The following is a 17,672-nucleotide window of genomic DNA, read 5'->3' as shown; positions in this document are numbered from 1 at the left end:
CGCTCGACGGGGTTGCCGCGCCCGCCGCCGCCGGCTGAGCGGATCTCCAGGACGTCGCCTGGCTGCAGAACCGCGGTATCGATATTGCCGAGCCGCTGGAAGTCGTCACGGCCCGGGTTCAGAACCATGTCGGACAGACCGGCGGCCCTGCCGCCCAGTGTGCCCCAGGGGCGGAAGAAGCTGCGGTCGCGGTTCCGGGCGGTGATACGGCTGCCAGGCGAGAAAACCCGGAAGGCCATTTCGGTCGCTAACCCACCACGCCAGCGTCCGGCGCCGCCACTGTCCTTTGCCAGGCCATATTTGACGAACTCGATCGGCACTTCCGTCTCGGTGATCTCGATCGGAGTATTTTTGAGATAGGCGGCATCGGCGCCGGAGCCGTTGGTGCCATCGCGGTGGGGCATGCCGCCGCCGCCGCCGACCACCGGATTGACCGCGGCGATCACGGTGCGGCCGTTCCGTTCGTCGGTCGTCATGACGTTGACGATGCAGTTGTTGCCTGCCGGTGCTGCCGGCAGCTTTTCAGGCACGGCCTGGCAGAAGGCGCCGAATATGACGGAGCGCAGCCGCGCGCAGGTCAGCGAGCGCATGCCGACGGCAGCCGGCGCGATCGGGTTGAGCACGCTGCCCTTCGGCGTGATGCAGGTGAACGGTCTCGTCAGCCCGGTATTGAGGAGGATCTTCGGGTTCAACGTGTAAAGTACGTAATAGACGCCGACCAGAAGCATCGTATGGCGCGGATCGCCGCCCGAGGGGACATTGAGCGAAGAGCCGAGCTGCGGGTCGGAACCGGTGAAATCGAGGATTGCCTCGTCGCCCCGGATCGTCAGCGTCAGCTTCAGGCGGCACGGGTTGGCTTCGACCGAATCCTCGTCGGCATAGTCGACGAATTCCCAGGTCCCGTCCGGCATCGAGCGCAGAAGATCACGCGCCTGCGCTTCGGCGTGTTCGAGCAGGACCTCGGTGCCTTCGAGAAAGGCTTCAATGCCGAATTTCTCGACCATGGCGAGGATCTTGCGCTCGCCCGTGTTGAGCGCCCCAACCAGGGCTTTCATGTCGCCGATATTGAGATCGGGCTTGCGGACATTGGTGGTCATGATCTTCAGAATGTCTTCGTCGAAAACTCCTTCGTTGACCAGTTTCATCGGCGGGAAGCGGATGCCCTCCTGATGGATTTCCGTCAATGCTCGCGACAGGGAGGCCGGCACCGCGCCGCCCATGTCGGTGTTGTGGATATGACCGCCGGTCCAGGCGATGATCTCGCCATCGTAGAAGACCGGTTTCCACAGATGGGTGTCCGGCGCGTGCGTCGCCACGAAGCAGGAATAGGGATCGTTGGTGAATGCCACGTCGCCGGGCTTGTAGTCGTCGATCATCGCGATCGCGCGGCTATAGGTGAGACCCGGATACCAGGTCGCGCCCAATCCCATCGGCACGCCGAACGTCTCGCCTCTGCGATTGACCAGCATGACCGTGAAGTCTTCCGTCTCCTTGACGAAGGCGGAATGCGCGGTCCGCTGCAGCGTATAAGCCATGTTTTCGGCAGCAGCGCGGGTGTGATTGGCAAACACCTGAAGGTTCAAGGGATCGAACATGGGCCATTACTCCGAAAAGGTGAGATGCAGGTTCAAGTGACGATCGACCTCGACATGTGTGCCGCTCGGGATTGCAAAGGTCGTATCTTCCTGGGCAACGACCGCCGGGCCGGCGAAGCGGCTGCCGGGACGCAGGCGATCACGCCGATAGAGGCCGATCCACTCGAAGCTCTTGCCAGTAAAGACCGGGATCTCGCGCTCGGGGTTCACCGCCCCACCGTCCTCTTGGGCATTGACGGGGATTTCCAGTGCCGGGCCGGCCCCGATTGCCGAGAGACGCAGGTTGACGATCTCGATCGCTCCGTCCGGATCATGGAAGTCGTAGAGCCGGGCATGCATGGCATGGAAGGCTTCCTCGATCGAACCGAGCTTGCCATCGGCGATCCAGGCTGGCTGGATCGGCACTTCGATCTCGAAGCTTTGGCCGACATAACGCATGTCGGCGGAGACATTGAGCGTCGCGGCGCCGGCATGCCCCTGCTTGGCGAGCCAGTTGCGCCCCTCGACGGCAAGCGCGTCCAGCGCCTCGCGCATTTGCGGTGCCGCCTGGTCAGAGAGATGGGTAAACACGGTGCGGATGAAGTCGCCGCGCAGATCTGCCACCAGGCCCCCGAGCGCCGAGACGACACCCGGGCGCGGTGCGCCGATCACCTTCGCCATACGAAATTCGCGGGCGAGGAACGCGCCGAGCATCGGGCCGCCGCCGCCGAACGGCATCAGCGTGAATTCCCTGAGATCGACGCCGGCGCGCGATGCGAGTTTCTCGACCTCCACGAACATTTCCGAGATGGCGACGTCGAGGATGGCCTGGGCGGCCTCCTCCGCGGTCCGGCCGATCTTTTCAGCGAGCCGCGTGACGGCCGCGCGGGCAAGCCCGACGTCGATCTGTAGCTGCCCGTAGGCCATCTGGCTGTGACCGAGCCAGCCGCAGACGGCCATGGCATCGGTCACGGTCGTCTGTTCTCCGCCGCGTCCGTAACAGGCAGGCCCGGGTGTCGAGCCGGCCGATTCCGGTCCGACCCGCAACACGCCCTGCGCATCGACGCTGGCGATAGAACCGCCGCCGATGCCGATCGAGCTGACCGAGACGGACGGAATATGCAGCGGGAACTCGCCGACCAGTTCGCCGGTGCCGAATTGCGGTTCGCCGTCGATGATCAGTGCAAAGTCGGCCGAGGTGCCGCCGATATCGAGGGTGAGGATATGCTTTTCGCCGGCACGACGGGCGAGCCAGGCGGCGCCTATGACACCGGAGGCCGTGCCGGACAACAGCATCTGCACGCAGGACCGTTTGCCTTCGTCGGCATTCATCACGCCACCATTCGACTTGGTCAGCAGCGCCGGTGCCGTGACGCCACGCGACAGCAGCTTTTCTTCGAGTGCGGTCAGATAGCCGGAGACACGCGGATGGACGTAACCGTTGAGGATAGCGGTGGTGGTCCGCTCGTATTCGCGGATGACCGGCCAGACCTCAGATGACGTGAAGACGAAGAGTTCCGGGGCGACCCGGGCGATTTCCCGGCTGACCGCCACCTCATGGATGTCGGTGCGCCACGAATGCAGGAAGGAGACGATGATGCCGGCGGCGCCATTGGCCTTCGCCTTTGCGACCGCTGCCGCGACCGCCTCCAGATCCGGCGCCTCGACCTCGCTGCCATCCGCCCGCAAGCGAGCGGGAATGCCGAAGATCATGTCGCGGGCAATGAGCTGGTCCGGCCGGGAGCAGAACAGCGAATAGACGTCCGGCATCCGCAACCGCGCCAGCTCGATGACGTCTTCGAAGCCGGCATTGGTCATCAGCGCCAGCGACACGCCGCGACGCTGGATCACGGTGTTGATGCCGACGGTCGTTCCGTGGACAAAACGGCTGACGGCTGCCGGTTCGAGCCCTTCCCGTTCGGCCAGAAGCGACAGTCCCGTCATCAGCTCCGCACCCGGATCGTCCGGTGTCGTCAGAACCTTGAGCGAGGCAACCCGGCCGGATCGCGTTTCCAGGGCACAGAAGTCGATGAAGGTCCCGCCGATGTCGACGCCGATCTTCCAGTCCTGCTGATCGCTGGTTCCTTTGCCTGGCGCGGCCGCACTGTCCATGTCGCTCAATCCTTTCCTGCTGCTTGTCATGAAGCTGGCACGAATGGGCAAAGGCGGTCCAAGAGCGAAAAAACCGCTGCCCATAAGTGCCGCTTATGCCTCGCCGAGGACGTCCCATAGGTCCGGCTTATGGGATGATGAAAACCTCGACTTTGACACCGACCGGCCGCACCGGAATGGTGGCGGAGATGAAGGACATTGCGGAAACGGCCTCATGGATGTGATCGTGCTGGGTGGCGGCCTGATGGGGGCCGCATCGACCTATTTTCTCGCCCGGCGTGGCCTGCGCGTGACGCTCATCGAGCCGAACCGGGTCGGCAGCGGCGCGACGGTCGCCTCGTTCGGCAATATCCGCCGCAGCGGCCGCTACCTGCCGCAACTTCCCCTCGCCCGGCGATCCCTGACGCTTTGGGGCAAGGCTGCGGAGATGCTGGATCGGGACGTCGAGTTTCGGGCGACCGGCCATGTCCGTCTGGTGTTCAGCCAGGCGGGTCTCGAGGAGATGCGCAGTTTCGCGACAGCCGCCAGACCTTGGGGTCTCAACCTCGAGGAACTTACCGCGACGGAGCTTCATGCCCGTTTTCCGGGGCTCGGCCCCGAGGCGATCGCCGCATCCTTTTCCCCGGAGGATGGAAGCGGCAATCCGCGCCTGATCGCTCCTGCTTTCGCGGATGCCGCGAGACGTATCGGTGCCGAGATCATCGAGAACGTGGAAGTAAAAGCGATCCGGCGAAGCGCCTCTGGCTTCGAGGTAGAGACCTCGAACGGCGTCCATGCCGCTGCTTGCCTCCTCAACACCGCCGGCGCCTGGGGCGCCCGGATCTCCGCGCAGTTCGGCGAAGCCGTCCCGATCGTGGCGAAGGGGCCGCAGATGGGAGTGACCGAGCCGCTGCCGCATCGCATCCTGCCGGTCGTCGGCGTCTGGGCCCATGACCACGGCGGTGGTTACCTGCGCCAGGTGGAACGCGGAAACATCGTCTTCGGTGGCGGAGCGGAACGTACCGATGTTTCGCTCGATACCGGCCATGCCAAGGCCGACCCCGCCAGGCTTGCCGGCCAGTTGCGTGCCCTGCTGCCGATCCTGCCGGCGCTTGCCAATGTCTCGGTGATCCGCACCTGGTCCGGCTGCGAGGGTTATGTCGGCGACGGCCTTCCCGTCATGGGACGATCGGCAACGACGCCGGGGCTGTTCCATGCCTTCGGATTTTGCGGCCACGGCTTCCAGCTCGGCCCCGGTGTCGGCGACGTGATGGCGGAATTGATCTCGACCGGCGCGACCGAGACGCCCATCCATGACTTCCGGATAGAACGGTTTTCCAGGCAGGACGAGGGGCAGGAACTAAGTTAGCCACCGTCATACGTCTCCGCTCCCTTGCTCTCCAGTTCAACAAAGCGTGCCATCACGACCGGCGCTTGAACGTATGCTCCTTCGTGGGAAACGCTCGGGAGCGAACATCGCCCGCATAAGCTGCGGCGGCCGCTCCCACCCTCTTGCCCAGCTCGTCATAGCGCTTGACGAAGCGCGGCGTGAAGTCGTTGAACAGCCCAAGCATGTCGTCCGAAACGAGGATTTGGCCGTCACAAGCAACCGATGCGCCGATTCCGATGGTTGGAACGGCGATAGCTGCCGTCATCTCACGAGCCAATGTCTCGACCGTGCCCTCGATAACGACCGCAAAGGCTCCGGAGTTGCCGACGGCTTCGGCATCACGCCGGATCTTCGCCACTTCTTCGTCCGAATGGCCGACGGATCGGTATCCGCCCGCGGTATGAACCTGCTGCGGCATCAGGCCGATGTGGCCAAGGACCGGGATGCCGCGAGCGGTCAGGAAAGCGATGGTCTCGGCCATCTCTTCACCACCTTCGAGTTTGACCGCGTCGCAGCCGGTTTCCTGCAGAATGCGCACGGCATTGCGATAGGCCAATTCCCTGGTTTCCTGATAACTGCCAAAGGGCATGTCGACGACCACGCAGGATCTCGTGACACCGCGCATCACCGCCTTGCCGTGCGCGATCATCATGTCGAGCGTCACCGAAACGGTGCTCTCCATGCCGTAGAGGACCATGCCGAGCGAATCCCCGACAAGCAGAAGATCGCAGTGTTCATCCAGCAGCCGCGCCATCGGCGTTGTGTAGGCGGTCAGGCAGACGATCGGCGCTCCACCCTTCATCGCCCGGATCCGACTGGGCGTCAGGCGCTTTAAGGAGCCCGCGGCACTCATCGCGCTTCTCCTGTCCCAGACATCGTTTTTTTCGCAATCACCCGGTTGTCGAGAAGCTTGGTCGTGCCGACCCGCACGAACAGCGCAACAACCACCGGATCCTCGATCTTCGCGATAGCCTGCAACGTGGAGGCATCCCTGACCGCGACGACTTCCGGTTTTGCGAGCGGCTCGCGGCTGATGAAGCCGACAAGCTTTTCTTCAAGGACCTGCGGGTCCGTGAGACCCTGAGCGACGAGACGCTCCGCCTCGTCCAAGGCGCGAAGGACGACGACCGCAGCGTGTCTTTCTTCCTCGCTGAGATAGACGTTGCGGGATGACAGGGCGAGACCATCCGCATCCCGAACCGTCGGCACGGAAACGACGCGCACCGGCAATGCAAGATCGTCGACCATCCGTTTGATGATGACGACCTGCTGGTAATCCTTTTCGCCGAAATAGGCGTTCCTCGGCTGGACGATATTGAAGAGCTTGTTGACGACGGTCGCCACGCCGGCAAAATGTCCGGGTCGAACCGCGCCTTCGAGCTCGCATCCAAGCTCCGGCACATCAACGACCGTCTTCATGGGCCGCGGGTACATATCCTCGACGCCCGGCGCAAACAGGATATCGACGCCTGCTGCCTCCAGCATCGCCCTGTCGCGCTCCAGGTCGCGCGGATATCGACTGAGGTCTTCCGTCGGACCGAACTGAAGCGGGTTCACGAAAATCGATGCGACAACGATTTCGTTTTCAGCGCGGGCTCGCGCGACAAGTTCCATATGTCCGGCATGGAGATAACCCATGGTCGGAACGAAGCCGACCGTCCCGCCTTTCGCCTTGGCTGCGGCAAGTGCCGCGCGCAGCGCCTCAATGCTCGATAGGACCCGCATGTTGCCCTCCCTGGCCACGATCACATCGGCGCGGATAGAGAGAGCAAGCGCGGCTACACGTCAATGCAGGCCTTTCGATAAAACCGATTAGACCGACGCGATACGGACTGGAGGCCCATCGCCAGTATCTATTCTAACCTCAGTTTCGGCGTCGAAAAGATTGATGCTTGAAGGATCGACTTTGAACCGAATTTGGTCGCCTCTTCGACCCTTGAACCGCGGTTCAGCTCTGGCTATGACAGCCTGGTTGCCGATAATGGCAGTGACCATGGTGTCTGGACCCGTCGGCTCCACGACGTCGATCACTCCCTCAAGAAAAGCGTCCTCCGTCTCGACGACCTTGAGCTCCTCCGGTCTGACGCCGAACACGCACTCTCGCGTTCCATTCGCGATCCCGGGACCGCTGAGCGCGACGAGCACTCCCTCGCTCGTGAACCGGGTTCCGTCAGCATCCGAAAGAAGTTTCCCCCGAATGAAGTTCATTGCCGGAGAACCGATGAACCCTGCGACGAACATGTTGGCTGGGCGTTCGTAGATGGTTCGAGGATCGGCAAGCTGCTGAACATAACCGCCCTTCATTACGGCCACCTTCGTCGCCAGCGTCATCGCTTCGATCTGGTCGTGGGTGACGTAGACAATGCTGGTGCCAAGACGTTCATGAAGACGTTTTATCTCGGTTCTCATCTCGACGCGCAGTTTCGCGTCCAGGTTCGAGAGCGGTTCGTCGAAGAGAAAAAGATCGGGATTGCGCACGATTGCGCGCCCCATGGCAACACGTTGCCTCTGGCCGCCGGACAAATTTGCGGGAAGGCGATCGAGAAGATGCCCGATCTGAAGCATCTCCGCCGCTTTGCGAATTTCCGCCTTGCGCTCTTGCTCGGGCACGCCCCGCATTTCGAGCCCGAAGCCGATGTTTCGTTCGACCGACATCGTCGGGTACAGCGCGTAGGACTGAAACACCATTGCGATGTTCCGATCTTTCGGCGGCAGGGCCGTGACCGACCGGCCCGCGATGGCGATATCCCCGGCCGACGGTTCGTCGAGCCCGGCGATGATGTTCAACAAGGTGGACTTGCCGCATCCGGAGGGTCCAAGCAGCACCAGAAAGCCGCCGTCTTCCAGATCGACGTCTATTCCGTGGAGGACATCGAGCGCCCCGTAGGATTTGCGGATACCGCTTATGGAAAGGGTGGCCATCGTTTTCTCCTCAACCCTTGATCGCGCCTGCGGTAAGACCCTGGACCATCGCGCGCTGAACGATCGCGAAGAGGACGACCACGGGCAGGATGCTGAGTATGCCGCCGGCGGCCAGCACTCCCCACGGCAGCTGGAATTCGCCGACCATCAGTTGCAATCCGACAGGCCACGTTCGTGAACCCTGCCCGGTCGTCAACATGAGCGCAAAAATGAACTCGTTCCACGCAGCGATCGCGATGAATACCGAACTGGCGACGAGACCATTTCGCGCCAATGGCAAGACGATGCGCACCATGGCTCCAAGTCGTGTGGAGCCATCGATCCGAGCAGCGCTTTCCAGCTCTTTCGGCGCGGCATCGAAGAAGCCTTTGAGCATCCAGGCAAACAGCGGCAACAGGAAGCTGGTATAGGCAAGCGCCAGTCCGAAGCGGCTGTCGACCAGGCCCACGGTCCGCATCATGACGTAGAGCGGGATGATCACCATAACGGCCGGGAACATCCGCACCAGCAGGTAGCCGAGCATGATTTTGTCTCGGCCTTTGAAGGGCAGCCGCGCGAATGCATAAGCCGCGAGCGTCCCGGTCAGAACGCAGATCACCACTGTAATTGTGGTTACCACCAAGCTGTTTGCAATCAGCACCGGAAAGTTCGATTGCGTCCAGATGGCGACATAGTTTTGAAAGGTGACCGTTCGGGGGATGTACTGCATATGCGAGGTGACGATGTCCGCCTCCGTCTTGAGGGACGTGAGAAACATCCAGAGGATCGGCCCGAGGCAGAACGTCGTCAGAGTTGTCAGCACGGCATAGGTCAGGATGTCTCCCGCAAGGCGCCGGCTGCGGCTGGTCTTGAGCATTCTCATTCCTTCGTGACGCGCGTTAGCCTGATGTAGATGGTCGCAAACAGCATGAGGAGGATGAACATGACGACCGAAAGCGCGCCCGCATACCCGAAATTGAACTCGCGATAGGCAGTCTGGAACGCATAGAGCGACAGGACCTGCGTGGCGTTGCCGGGGCCTCCGCCGGTCAAGACGAGCAGCAGGTCCGGCGAGTTGACGAGGCTGATCACGCGCAGGATGACGGCCGCGGCGATCACCGTCTTCAGCATGGGCACCGTGATCAGACGAAACTGACGGACGGGGCCTGCGCCATCGACCGCCGCAGCTTTGTACAGGTCCTCCGGGATGCCCTTCAATCCGGCGAGAAACAGAAGTGCGAAGAACGGAAAACCGTGCCACGCCTCGACCAGAATAGTCGCGGCCAACGCGGTGGCCGGATCGGCAAACCACGCCTTGTAGGTGCTCAATATCCCAATCCCTACCAGCAGGTCGTTGATGACGCCCAGCCGTGGATCCAGCAAGAGAGCCCACATATGTCCGGCCACCACGTTCGGCAGGAAATAGGGAAGCAGGATCAGCACGCCGAATAACTTCGTACCTGGAAGGTTGCGGTTGAGCGCCACGGCCGCGACGAAGCCGAGCGTCACTTCGATGGCGATAGCTGCCGTCACCCAGATCGCTGTATTTTTCAACGAGATCCAGAAGACCCGATCCGACATCATCGCGACGTAGTGCTTCATCCCAACCCAGCCGTTAAGGCCGGGCCGGGTGAGGCGCATTTCCCGCACGCTGATGACGAAGCCGTAGAGCGTCGGATAGGCGACCACCAGCAGAAGCAGGACAAGGCTCGGAAACAGCAGGAGGTAGACCCAATACCGCGTTTCGGAAAGGTTTCCGAGCAGCGTGATTGGTCCGCGTGGCAAGATTGACTTCATGTGATCGCGGCGCATGCCGTCCTCTGGGACGCGACGACGTTACGGTCATCGCGTCTGGTTGACTAACGAAGCGCGGCTTCGAGCCCTTGGATCATGCGCTCAACGGCCTGCACGGGTGTCAACTGCCCAGTCAGAACCGACTGGAAGGCGGGATTGACGACATTTTCCGACCACCCTGCAGCGCCGACGAAACTGTTGGGCAGCCGCCCGAACTCGAGTGTTTTTGAAGCGGCCTGATAGACCGGATTGGACTTGATCCGCTTGTCCTCAAGCGCCGCCGTCGACGCGGGGAAATAGCCCGTTGCTTCCAGCAGGGCGACTGCCGCGTCCGTCTCACCCCAGAAACTGATCCAGTCCCAGGCAGCGTCGATATTGTCGTCCTTCATGATGCCGTTGCCGGCATACGCAACACGCGCAATATGGGCCTTCGGCCCCGCCGGCATGGGAGCCGTGGCGAACTGTTCGCCCGCTTTGAGAGCAGCGGAGATTTCGATCAGCGATCCCGTATGATGCCAGACCATGGCGGTCTGACCGGTGCGGAATCCTTCCATGATCTGGCGATAGCTGTCGTTGGGCGCGCTTGGTGGAACGACCTTCTCCTTGAGAAAGAGGCTCGAATAGAAGCTGATAGCCTCGACTGCGGCTGCCTTGTCGATCGCCGCCTGCCCGTCCTTCACGATCGGAGAGCCGAAGGACTCCATCATGTCGATGACGTATTTGAATGCTCCCGCGCCGCCTCGCATGCCGAACGCGTAGCGACCTTTCGCGGGGTTGGTCAGTTTCCTGCAGGCGGTAATGAACTCGTCCAAGGTCTTCGGCGGGCCCGCCAGGCCCGCTTCCTCAAAATAGTCCTTTCGGTAATACATCCAGTCGACGAAGGCATAAGCTGGAACGGCATATACGGCGCCCCCTTGGGACATGCCAGTCCACCGGTTTTCCGGCAGATTGGCCTTGCCCTTCCATGCACTCACCCGCTTGGTAATGTCCGTCAATGCGCCCATCGCCGTCAGGTCGGCGAAGCGTTCCGCGATGACCATACCGGTATCCGGCCGGCCGCCGGCCACGACCGCGGACGAAACCTTCGCCATATATTCAGAGTTCGGGATGCTTTCCTGCGTGACCGTGACGCCCGGGTGAGCTTTGCCGAACAGCTCGATGATTTTCAACAGGCCGGCCATCTCCGATTGGCTCGTGAAATGGTGCCAGTAATTTATCGCGGTCGCCGCATTGGCGGAGCGAATGTTGCCGGCCAGCGCCAGGGCGGCCGTCGCGGCGAGAAACTCACGTTTGGTGATCTGCATCTAATCCATCCTCCCACATATCAGATTGCAAATCTGATCGATCAGATAGAAATAGCAATCTTTCGAAGGCTCGGCAAGGCCAAGACGACTGGACGCGCGGTTCCGGTCAAACCAGTCCCATATTTCGATGAATCGCTGCCTGGAAATGCGCCTGAAGCGCCTTCTCTGCGGCATCGGCATCTCTGGTGGAACATGCCTCCAGAATATCCAGATGTTCCTTCAATGTCCGAATGAGGATCGGAGGCGTGACCTTCCGTTCCAATCGCAGCAAACGCAGGTAGTTGTGCATTCTACGATAGGCCGTATCGATCAGCGGATTACGCAGTGCCGCGACGATCTGGCCGTGAAGCTCGAGCTCGAGGAGATCCATCTCCGCGAGATGATCGACGGTAAGTCCATCTCTCTCCAGTTTACGCATAAGCCTGGAATGGCGGACTTCCAGACTGTTCATCAACTCCTCTTCGGCCTGTTCGGCAAAGACTCGCACGGCCGACCTCTCGATGATCGAGCGGAACTGATATGTCGCACGCGTCAGGTCGAGACCCGGTCGAACGAACTGGATTCCGGAGCGCGGATGGATCGTCAGAATGCCTTCGGCCTCAAGCATTCGCAGGGCGTCGCGGAGCGGCGCGACCGGCACGCCGACGATTTCCGAAAGCTCGCTCTGGGAGATGAAGGCGCCCACAGGAACCTTTCGTTCGAACAGACTCTCGAGGATCCGCTCATAGGCGACGTCGCTGAGCCGCGGCGCGGCGGGTTCGACGCCGGCTGATCTTCCCTTACGCGCTTGCGATTTTTTCATACGTCCGATAATACCAATTGATAGATCAGTTGACAAATTAAAACGATCAGAGAGCGCTGTTATGCCCCTATCAGAATTCCGTATAACCCGATTTCAGTTCGCCCGCGACAGGGTAATCGGAGACAGTCAGGTCCGAGCCGACGACGTCAACGTCGCTGCTCTCGAACTTGTGGGCGAAAGCGGAAAGATCGGGCTGGGCTTTATCCAGACTCTCTTTCATCCCCTCCCGGATCAAGCCGAGATCGAGGCGGTTTTTGCAAACGAGGTTTGGCCCGGCATCGAGGGCCAGGAAGCGATCGCGTTAGTCCATCGCGTACATCGCCCGCGGGGCGGCAACCAGCGCGCCTTTTCGCTGCCATTTCACGAGGCGCTGCAGGTCGCGTTGTGGGACCTTGCCGCAAAGGAAGTCGGATTACCGCTTCACACGCTGCTCGGCAGCCGTCGTGACCGTGTTCGCGCCTATGCCAGCGGTCTCGACTTTCACCTCGGCGACGAAGCGTTCTGCGCGCTGTTCTCACATGCCGCGAGCCTTGGATACACGGCGTTCAAGATCAAGGTGGGCCATCCGGACTTCAAACGGGATATGCGTCGTCTCGATTTGTTGAAGGAAGTCGTGCCTGCCGGTTCTCATATCATGATCGATCCCAACGAGGCCTGGAATTCGAAGGAAGCCCTGGTGAAGCTTACGGCGATCCGCGACGCCGGCCATGATCTGTTATGGGTTGAAGATCCAATTCTGCGCCATGACTTCGAGGGGCTCCGGACACTCCGTCACGCGGTCAACTGGACGCAGATCAACAGTGGAGAATATCTCGACGCAACGGGAAAACGGATCCTTATGGAAAATTTCGGGACCGATCTGCTGAACGTCCATGGCCAGGTGACAGACGTCATGCGGATCGGTTGGCTTGCGGCCGAGCTTGGCGTCCCGATCAGCCTGGGCAATACGTTCCTGGAAGTCGGAGTGCACATGGCCGTCGCACTTCCGGAAGTCGAATGGCTCGAATATTCGTTCCAGAATTTCGATCACCTGGTGGAGCGGCCTGTCGAGATCAAGGACGGTTTTGCATTCGCACCAAACCGTCCGGGCCATGGACTTGTTCTCAGCGAAGCGGCCCGCAAGGATTGGTCTCGCCCGAAGCGCCTCGACCGATCGGAACTTGGTGCGGCCCCGACAAACCCTCGTTTGCCATACCTCGCTTGACGCTCATCAACGGCGCGTCGAGCTTCACGTTGCACGCACGGCGCCTGCCCAATCAGGTTTGCCACCGTCATCCAGATTGTGGCCTTGATCATTGCCGGCGGACAAGATGCTTCGCTGAGGGCCGCGCTCTCTGATGTCGCGCGGTTTGAGGCCGGATCGCATCCGCTTGCTGAGAAGTTGCGCCGCATCCTTTCAACGCGGATGAAGGTCACCCGACGCCGGCGCAGTGTAGGATCGACCATCTCGTGATGCCCCCGAGATCATCCGCGGCGGGCAACTCTCGGTCCCGTTCGGCCAGATCGACCCGGCACGCGCCTGCGGCATGTCCCGTTTCATCGCCTTCCGGCGCATTGCCCTGCCGCTCGCGATCCGCCAGGCCCTGCCCGGTTCTTCCAACGAGATGATCTCGATGGTGAAGGCGACGTCGCTTGCCTCGATCATCACCATCATGGAGGTGACCGGCGTCGGCCGAAGGCCGCGGCGTCCGGTGCTGCGGCCTTTTCTATAACCGGGCCTTGGTGCTACGGGGGGTCGCGAGCACGAGGCTGGTTTCCGTCGCCGTAATCCCCGGCACCAAACGGACCCGCCGCAGCACGGTGTCGAATTCGGCCAATGTCGTGGTACCGAGTTCAACGATCAGATCCCAGCGACCGTTGGTCGTGTGGATTTCCGAAATCTCCGGAAATCCTCCAAGCGCCTTGATGACCTGGTCCGCCGCCCTACCCTCGATCTCCACCATCATGATCCCGCGCACCGGCAGTTCGACAGCGTCCGCCCGCAAAATGACAGTGTAGCCGAGAATGCTGCCGGCCTTTTCGAGCTTCTCCATGCGCGAACGAACGGTGGCGCGCGAGGCCCCGAGATCCGTCGCAAGGTCGGAAATGCTCCGCCTTGCGTTGTGACGCAATAGCGTCACAAGTTTGCTGTCAAAATCGTCCATGCTCAAAGCGCCTATCGAAGATACCATTTTGATAAGCCAATTCGAATAATTTGGCAAATTGAGTTGTTCAATCTGCCGCGCCTTCGTGGTCCAATCATCATAACGGAGATCAAGACATGCATTGCAAACTCATTGGCATCCCCCTGCAGGACGGCGCGGTGCAACTCGGCTGCGAAATGGGCCCAAGCGCGCTCAGGACCGCCGGTCTCGAAACGGCGCTGAGGGAACTTGGCCATGAGGTGACCGACCTCGGCAATGTCGGCATTTCGAAACTGTCCGATGTCACGCATCCGAACGCCGCGATCCGACGCCTGCCACAGATTGTCGCCTGGATCGAACTGCTGACGGAACTCGCCTATCGCGAAAGCGGCGAAGGCATGCCAATTTTCCTGGGCGGCGATCACGCCATCTCCGCCGGGACAGTGGCGGGCCTTGCCCGCCGGGCCGCCGAAGCCGATCGGCCGCTCTTCGTTCTGTGGCTCGATGCGCACACTGATTTCCACACGCTCGACACCACGACAAGCGGCAACCTGCATGGCGTGCCCGTCGCTTACTTCACTGGTCAGCCGGGTTTCGAAGGTTATCTGCCGAAACTCTCGCATCCCGTCGATCTGGCCCGCGTCTGCATGATCGGCATCCGCAGCGTCGATCCGGCCGAGCGCGCGGCGCTGCGCCAGAGCGCGGTGACGGTTCACGACATGCGCGTGATCGACGAACATGGGGTCGCGGCGCTGCTGCGTGCTTTCCTTGAAAAGGTCGCGGCGGCGAACGGCTTGCTGCATGTCAGCCTCGATGTGGACTTTCTTGAACCCACGTTTGCTCCGGCGGTCGGCACGACGGTTCCAGGCGGCGCAACCTTCCGCGAGGCGCATCTGGTTATGGAGATGCTGCACGACAGCGGCCTGGTCACCAGCCTGGACCTGGTCGAACTCAACCCATTCCTCGACGAGCGCGGTCGCACCGCAACGCTGCTGGTCGATCTCACTGCCAGCCTGATGGGCCGCAAGGTCATGGACCGCCCGACAAGGAGTTTTTGATGCCCGTAACCGCCCACTTGAACATCGTGCCGTTCATCAGCGTCGAGAACATGATGGATCTCGTCGTCGCAACCGGCGTCGAAAGGTTTCTGGTCGAGTTGGCGGGTTACATCGAAGACGATTTTCGCCGCTGGGAAAGTTTTGACAAGATCCCGCGCGTCGCCTCCCATTCGAGGGACGGCGTGATCGAGCTAATGCCGACCAGCGACGGAACGCTCTACGGCTTCAAATATGTCAACGGCCACCCGAAGAACACGAGCTCCGGCCGCCAGACGGTCACGGCCTTCGGGGTTCTTTCCGATGTCGACAGCGGTTATCCCCTGCTTTTATCGGAAATGACTATCCTGACGGCGCTGCGCACCGCCGCCACCTCGGCGACCGCGGCAAAGTACCTGGCGCGCAAGGAGGCGCGCACCATGGCCTTGATCGGCAACGGCGCCCAGAGCGAGTTCCAGGCGCTCGCCTTCAAATCCTTGCTCGGTATCGACAGGCTGCGGCTTTACGACATCGATCCCGGTGCGACCGCCCGATGCCGCCGCAATCTCGAGAGATTTGGCTTCGACATCGAAGCCTGTACCTCCGCCGAGCAGGCCGTCGAGACAGCCGACATCATCACCACCGCGACCGCCGACAAGCACAATGCCACGATCCTGACCGACAACATGATCGGCCCCGGCGTGCATATCAACGGTGTCGGCGGCGACTGCCCCGGGAAAACGGAGATGCACCGCGACGTCCTGCTTCGCGCGGACATATTTGTGGAGTTTCCGCCACAGACACGGGTTGAGGGCGAAATCCAGCAGCTTTCATTCGACCATCCGGTGACGGAACTCTGGCAGGTCATCACCGGCGAAAAGCCGGGGCGCTCATCGGAAAAGCAGATCACGCTGTTCGATAGCGTCGGTTTCGCGATCGAGGATTTTTCCGCGCTCCGCTATGTCCGCGACCGGGTGAGCGGCTCGACTTCCATAAACCAGCTCGATCTGCTCGCCGATCCGGACGAGCCGCGCGATCTGTTCGGGATGCTGCTTAGGCGCCAGGCGCTTCTCGCCTCCGCCTGCTGACCTCCCGGGCGTTGGCAGGTTCTGCGGCTTAGAGCTCCTGCGCCCATTGATCGCTCGGCGATTGCGCTATAGATTTGCGCCGCGGCAAGCGGCCGCGCAAGCGATCAGGAGTTCTCATGCCGACTGGCACTGTCAAATTTTTCAACGACGACAAGGGGTTTGGCTTCATCACTCCGGAGAACGGAGGGGCGGATGTATTTGTGCACGTTTCTGCTCTGGAACGGGGCGGTTCTCTGAAAGAGGGACAAAAGGTAAGCTACGAGATAGGCCAGGACCGCAAGACCGGAAAATCAAAAGCCGAAAACGTTAGCGCGCTTTGATCAAGCTCGCGCGCTCATCCTAAAATCCGTCTAGCGCTGTTTCCAAGACCGTGCTCACCACTTGCCGGATCGGGCGACTGTGACCTCGATGTCGCTTTGCATAGTCTTCAGGGCACTCAAATCGGAACGCGATCGTTTTTCCGGTCGCCTCCAGATGAGCGCCTCGGCTGCCAGGCCTCCACAATGATGTAATCGGATCGGAACAACTCTTCTCTCAATTGAGTTAAGGGGCGTGGTGCCTTGTCAAGAAACATGAGGTGCAGCGATGCCATATAAATTCATGTTTGCCGGCCTGATATTAGCGATCGGCTGTACGACGGCGGTCGCCGCCATGGCCAAGAGCGATAAGGAATTTCTGAGCGACGCGATCAAAACCGACAATTCTGAAATCAGACTCGGTGACCTTGCTACGAAAAAGGGCGGCAGCGACGGTGTACGCTCATTCGCCCAGACATTGATCGACGACCATCGCAGAGCCAAGGACGATGCTACGGCTCTCGCCACGGATCTTGATGTAAAGATAACCGGCATTGTAACGACCGAGGCGCAAAACGAGATCGAAAAGCTTCAAAGCCTAAGTGGCCCCGAATTCGATAAGGAGTTCGTGAACTATATCGTCTCGACCCACGAGAAAGATATTTCCGAATTCAAGGAAAAGGCCGGTGAGGGTGGCAGGCCGGTGCCGGAACTTGCAAAGAAAATGTTGCCGACGTTGCAACAGCACCTACAACTTGCCCGTTCGCTGAGCGGGCAATGATCGCATGGCTGCTCGGGATCACTTCGGCTTGCTGGAGGAACGTCCGACGCGGCTTTCTTATCGCCGGAACTCATCGCCAACTCCAGTCAGCCATGCTTACCGCTGCCTTTGCGGGACCTCATCCGGCCGGATTACAGGTGTATTGCCGACCGGCGGGGCCGGCTCGACGAAATCGCTATCGCCCGTCGAAGGTGGCTTTAAAACGCCATTGCAGTCCGACAATTTTTCTGTGCCGGATTTGTTTGCCGGTCGTGAATTGTCTTCTGTCGTCGTCATATTCTGGTTCTGCTGCCGATCCGGCGCCTGGCAGCGATCCGGGTGTTTGGCGGGTGCCTGGGCAAAAGCCGATGCCGGCAGAAGCCCGATGGCACACATTACGCATATCCGCTTGGCCCGATCGAAAACCGTTGTCTCAACGGAGAGCATCTGTCCCTCCTTTGTGTCACTTCCGATAAAACATATCGGAGTCGGGGATGTTCCAGACTAAGCGTTCG

Annotated in this window: 16 protein-coding genes and 1 pseudogene; 7 read left to right on the top strand and 10 right to left on the bottom strand. The window is 60.9% G+C overall.

Annotation, left to right across the window (positions count from 1 at the left end):
• On the bottom strand, positions 1–1,595 hold a 1,595-nt coding region (locus MOV63_RS20210; protein WP_247036240.1), incomplete at its 3' end, for a hydantoinase B/oxoprolinase family protein.
• 6 nt (positions 1,596–1,601) lie between these two features.
• Positions 1,602–3,686: a hydantoinase/oxoprolinase family protein gene (locus MOV63_RS20205; RefSeq protein ID WP_247036238.1), complete on the bottom strand. Its 2,085-nt coding sequence runs from the start codon at positions 3,684–3,686 to the stop codon at positions 1,602–1,604.
• A 214-nt stretch (positions 3,687–3,900) separates the two neighbouring features.
• Between MOV63_RS20205 and MOV63_RS20200 the strand changes: the two genes are divergently transcribed.
• Positions 3,901–5,034, top strand: a complete 1,134-nt coding sequence (locus MOV63_RS20200; protein WP_247036236.1) for an FAD-binding oxidoreductase — start codon at positions 3,901–3,903, stop codon at positions 5,032–5,034.
• A 52-nt stretch (positions 5,035–5,086) separates the two neighbouring features.
• On the opposite strand, the gene panB is transcribed toward MOV63_RS20200, so the two are convergent.
• The 7 genes from panB to MOV63_RS20165 all read right to left on the bottom strand — a co-directional run bounded on the left by panB (position 5,087) and on the right by MOV63_RS20165 (position 11,856).
• Positions 5,087–5,908, bottom strand: coding sequence for a 3-methyl-2-oxobutanoate hydroxymethyltransferase (gene panB / locus MOV63_RS20195; RefSeq protein WP_247036234.1), 822 nt, complete (start codon positions 5,906–5,908; stop codon positions 5,087–5,089).
• On the bottom strand, positions 5,905–6,780 hold the full coding sequence (gene panC, locus MOV63_RS20190; protein ID WP_247036232.1) for a pantoate--beta-alanine ligase: 876 nt from the start codon (positions 6,778–6,780) through the stop codon (positions 5,905–5,907). The genes panB and panC overlap by 4 nt, the downstream gene beginning before the upstream one ends.
• A gap of 87 nt (positions 6,781–6,867) precedes the next feature.
• Positions 6,868–7,977, bottom strand: a complete 1,110-nt coding sequence (locus MOV63_RS20185; RefSeq protein WP_051900515.1) for an ABC transporter ATP-binding protein — start codon at positions 7,975–7,977, stop codon at positions 6,868–6,870.
• A 10-nt stretch (positions 7,978–7,987) separates the two neighbouring features.
• Positions 7,988–8,839, bottom strand: a complete 852-nt coding sequence (locus tag MOV63_RS20180) for a carbohydrate ABC transporter permease (protein WP_405029357.1) — start codon at positions 8,837–8,839, stop codon at positions 7,988–7,990.
• The gene (locus tag MOV63_RS20175) at positions 8,836–9,741 is read right to left on the bottom strand and encodes a carbohydrate ABC transporter permease (RefSeq protein WP_244447568.1); all 906 of its coding nucleotides are present in this window, start codon (positions 9,739–9,741) and stop codon (positions 8,836–8,838) included. The genes MOV63_RS20180 and MOV63_RS20175 overlap by 4 nt, the downstream gene beginning before the upstream one ends.
• Before the next feature lie 74 nt (positions 9,742–9,815).
• On the bottom strand, positions 9,816–11,054 hold the full coding sequence (locus MOV63_RS20170) for a sugar ABC transporter substrate-binding protein (RefSeq protein ID WP_247036230.1): 1,239 nt from the start codon (positions 11,052–11,054) through the stop codon (positions 9,816–9,818).
• A 106-nt stretch (positions 11,055–11,160) separates the two neighbouring features.
• Positions 11,161–11,856, bottom strand: coding sequence for a GntR family transcriptional regulator (locus MOV63_RS20165; RefSeq protein WP_040125015.1), 696 nt, complete (start codon positions 11,854–11,856; stop codon positions 11,161–11,163).
• A 61-nt stretch (positions 11,857–11,917) separates the two neighbouring features.
• On the opposite strand from MOV63_RS20165, the gene MOV63_RS20160 reads away from it, so the two are divergent.
• Positions 11,918–13,060: a mandelate racemase/muconate lactonizing enzyme family protein gene (locus tag MOV63_RS20160; RefSeq protein WP_247036228.1), complete on the top strand. Its 1,143-nt coding sequence runs from the start codon at positions 11,918–11,920 to the stop codon at positions 13,058–13,060.
• Positions 13,061–13,310: 250 nt separating this feature from the next.
• Positions 13,311–13,535, top strand: a pseudogene (locus MOV63_RS20155) (ABC transporter permease subunit); the annotation flags it as partial.
• Positions 13,536–13,562: 27 nt separating this feature from the next.
• On the opposite strand, the gene MOV63_RS20150 reads toward MOV63_RS20155, so the two are convergent.
• Positions 13,563–14,000 carry an Lrp/AsnC family transcriptional regulator gene (locus MOV63_RS20150; RefSeq protein ID WP_040125033.1) on the bottom strand — a complete coding sequence of 146 codons (438 nt, stop codon included), beginning with the start codon at positions 13,998–14,000 and terminating at the stop codon, positions 13,563–13,565.
• A 116-nt stretch (positions 14,001–14,116) separates the two neighbouring features.
• Between MOV63_RS20150 and rocF the strand changes: the two genes are divergently transcribed.
• The 4 genes from rocF (at position 14,117) to MOV63_RS20130 (ending at position 17,178) form a co-directional block, all read left to right on the top strand.
• Positions 14,117–15,037, top strand: a complete 921-nt coding sequence (gene rocF / locus MOV63_RS20145) for an arginase (protein WP_247036226.1) — start codon at positions 14,117–14,119, stop codon at positions 15,035–15,037.
• On the top strand, positions 15,037–16,101 hold the full coding sequence (locus MOV63_RS20140; protein WP_040125036.1) for an ornithine cyclodeaminase: 1,065 nt from the start codon (positions 15,037–15,039) through the stop codon (positions 16,099–16,101). The genes rocF and MOV63_RS20140 overlap by 1 nt, the downstream gene beginning before the upstream one ends.
• 116 nt (positions 16,102–16,217) lie before the next feature.
• Positions 16,218–16,421, top strand: a complete 204-nt coding sequence (locus MOV63_RS20135; protein WP_040125038.1) for a cold-shock protein — start codon at positions 16,218–16,220, stop codon at positions 16,419–16,421.
• A 265-nt stretch (positions 16,422–16,686) separates the two neighbouring features.
• Positions 16,687–17,178 carry a DUF4142 domain-containing protein gene (locus MOV63_RS20130; RefSeq protein ID WP_040125040.1) on the top strand — a complete coding sequence of 164 codons (492 nt, stop codon included), beginning with the start codon at positions 16,687–16,689 and terminating at the stop codon, positions 17,176–17,178.
• The last annotated feature ends 494 nt before the right edge of the window (positions 17,179–17,672 follow it).

The organism is Neorhizobium sp. SHOUNA12A (assembly GCF_023006505.1).
Lineage (GTDB): Bacteria > Pseudomonadota > Alphaproteobacteria > Rhizobiales > Rhizobiaceae > Neorhizobium.
This window is presented reverse-complemented; position numbering and strand designations above follow the sequence as displayed.

What these genes read in the sequence shown, in the direction of transcription:
- MOV63_RS20205 (WP_247036238.1), bottom strand. Translation starts at nt 3,686, where the DNA reads ATGGACAGTGCGGCCGCGCCAGGCAAAGGAACCAGCGATCAGCAGGAC.
- MOV63_RS20200 (WP_247036236.1), top strand. Translation starts at nt 3,901, where the DNA reads ATGGATGTGATCGTGCTGGGTGGCGGCCTGATGGGGGCCGCATCGACC.
- panB (WP_247036234.1), bottom strand. Translation starts at nt 5,908, where the DNA reads ATGAGTGCCGCGGGCTCCTTAAAGCGCCTGACGCCCAGTCGGATCCGG.
- panC (WP_247036232.1), bottom strand. Translation starts at nt 6,780, where the DNA reads ATGCGGGTCCTATCGAGCATTGAGGCGCTGCGCGCGGCACTTGCCGCA.
- MOV63_RS20185 (WP_051900515.1), bottom strand. Translation starts at nt 7,977, where the DNA reads ATGGCCACCCTTTCCATAAGCGGTATCCGCAAATCCTACGGGGCGCTC.
- MOV63_RS20180 (WP_405029357.1), bottom strand. Translation starts at nt 8,839, where the DNA reads ATGAGAATGCTCAAGACCAGCCGCAGCCGGCGCCTTGCGGGAGACATC.
- MOV63_RS20170 (WP_247036230.1), bottom strand. Translation starts at nt 11,054, where the DNA reads ATGCAGATCACCAAACGTGAGTTTCTCGCCGCGACGGCCGCCCTGGCG.
- MOV63_RS20165 (WP_040125015.1), bottom strand. Translation starts at nt 11,856, where the DNA reads ATGAAAAAATCGCAAGCGCGTAAGGGAAGATCAGCCGGCGTCGAACCC.
- MOV63_RS20160 (WP_247036228.1), top strand. Translation starts at nt 11,918, where the DNA reads ATGCCCCTATCAGAATTCCGTATAACCCGATTTCAGTTCGCCCGCGAC.
- MOV63_RS20150 (WP_040125033.1), bottom strand. Translation starts at nt 14,000, where the DNA reads ATGGACGATTTTGACAGCAAACTTGTGACGCTATTGCGTCACAACGCA.
- rocF (WP_247036226.1), top strand. Translation starts at nt 14,117, where the DNA reads ATGCATTGCAAACTCATTGGCATCCCCCTGCAGGACGGCGCGGTGCAA.
- MOV63_RS20140 (WP_040125036.1), top strand. Translation starts at nt 15,037, where the DNA reads ATGCCCGTAACCGCCCACTTGAACATCGTGCCGTTCATCAGCGTCGAG.
- MOV63_RS20135 (WP_040125038.1), top strand. Translation starts at nt 16,218, where the DNA reads ATGCCGACTGGCACTGTCAAATTTTTCAACGACGACAAGGGGTTTGGC.
- MOV63_RS20130 (WP_040125040.1), top strand. Translation starts at nt 16,687, where the DNA reads ATGCCATATAAATTCATGTTTGCCGGCCTGATATTAGCGATCGGCTGT.